This window comes from Vibrio sp. 10N.222.48.A3, assembly GCF_041475345.1.
Lineage (GTDB): Bacteria > Pseudomonadota > Gammaproteobacteria > Enterobacterales > Vibrionaceae > Vibrio > Vibrio tasmaniensis_A.
Genome location: NZ_JBFRVX010001455.1, coordinates 1 through 775 on the forward strand (window position 1 = coordinate 1; position 775 = coordinate 775).

Annotated in this window: 1 protein-coding gene and 1 pseudogene; both read left to right on the top strand. The window is 39.9% G+C overall.

Annotated elements, in window-relative coordinates; genetic code table 11:
* Positions 1–268, top strand: a pseudogene (locus tag AB4653_RS27080) (energy-dependent translational throttle protein EttA); the annotation flags it as partial.
* Between the two features lie 90 nt (positions 269–358).
* On the top strand, positions 359–727 hold the full coding sequence (locus AB4653_RS27085; protein ID WP_009848458.1) for a PilZ domain-containing protein: 369 nt from the start codon (positions 359–361) through the stop codon (positions 725–727).
* Positions 728–775 lie beyond the last annotated feature (48 nt).

Here is a 775-nt window from a genome sequence, read left to right on the forward strand (position 1 = left end):
ACTCGATGAACCAACCAATGACCTTGATGTTGAGACACTACGAGCTCTTGAAGAAGCACTACTTGAGTTCCCTGGCTGTGCAATGGTTATCTCGCATGACCGTTGGTTCCTTGACCGTATTGCGACCCATATCTTAGACTACCGTGATGAAGGTCAAGTTAACTTCTACGAAGGTAACTATACTGAATATACAGAGTGGCTGAAAAAGACTCTAGGTGCACAAGCGGCAGAACCTCACCGCATCAAATACAAACGTATTGCAAAGTAAATAAGCTTGTATTTTGAACAAAGGCCGCGATAATAGCGGCCTTTGATATATCTGGCTTACTATTTACCTATTGATATAGAGAGATTACCTATGCTTGAAAGACGTAAATTTTCACGAGTTATTTATCAAGTTCCGACTGAGATTTCACAAGGACAAGTAAATGTATCAGGCTCAGTGCAAGACCTATCTCTTCATGGTTTACTCATTCAATGTGATAAATTACAGCAACTCAGAACTGACACTCCTGTTCAAGTCAGCTTTAAGCTCGAAAACAGTGATATCAATATTCAGTTAGAAGCAACGATAGTCTCGACCATCAATACCTCAATGCGTTTACGTATAGAGCATTTAGATATTGATAGTATCAGCTACCTTAAGCGCCTTGTGGAACTTAACGTTGGCGACGATGAACTGCTTTATAGAGAGATTGAACACCTTACCGATTTAGGTAATGAGTGACGTCTCCATTCCCCTTTTTCTATTAGAAGCATTTAGTTAATACAGAAC